Here is a 569-nt window from a genome sequence, read left to right as displayed (position 1 = left end):
GAGAGAGGAGGGGAGGGGAGAGAAAAAGGGACGAGGGAAAGGAAAAGAGGAAGGGGAGAAGGGAAAAGGCCTGGAGGAGGAGGAAAGAAAGAGACAGGGGGGGCAGGAAGCGCAGAAATTGGGAAGTGAGAGAAGGACAGGGAGAAGAGGGAAGAGAGAGACAAGAAGAGAGAGCGAAGAGCAGGAGAGATGAGCGGAAAGGAGAAGGGAAAGGAGGCGAGGGTGAGCGGGGAGGAGGGGAGGGAGAGGAGGGAGGGGGAGGGAGGGAGGAAGAGGGGGGAGGGGAATGGGGAGAGGGGAGGTCGAGGAATTAGGTGGGCGTAATGACAGAGAGATGAGCCCGCGTGTCGATGAGGAAGACGAGGTAGTAGGCGAGCGGGAGAAGATGGCGGAGCGGGCGAGACGGGGAGCGGCCGATCTCGGTGATGGCCTAAAGACGACACGTGAAGAGGTTCAGGGCATAGGGAGGCGCCATGGCGAAAGGGGGGAAGACGCAGAAGGCTTTGCTCTTAAGGAACTGGCCAACGAAATGGAGGAGCGTATAGACTACCAGATGCGCCTTGCCGCAG

1 protein-coding gene and 1 pseudogene are annotated in these 569 nt (G+C 59.6%); both read left to right on the top strand.

What is annotated here, in order from left to right:
* Nucleotides 1-314: pseudogene (locus VE26_RS17870) on the top strand (hypothetical protein); the annotation flags it as partial.
* A 20-nt stretch (nucleotides 315-334) separates the two neighbouring features.
* Nucleotides 335-569: hypothetical protein (locus tag VE26_RS18295; RefSeq protein WP_046103230.1), on the top strand; the 235-nt coding region annotated here is incomplete at its 3' end.

Origin of the sequence: Devosia chinhatensis, assembly GCF_000969445.1 — a bacterium.
Taxonomy (GTDB): Bacteria; Pseudomonadota; Alphaproteobacteria; order Rhizobiales; family Devosiaceae; genus Devosia; species Devosia chinhatensis.
The sequence above is the reverse complement of the archived record's forward strand: the minus strand, read 5'-3'. Positions and strand labels throughout refer to the sequence as shown.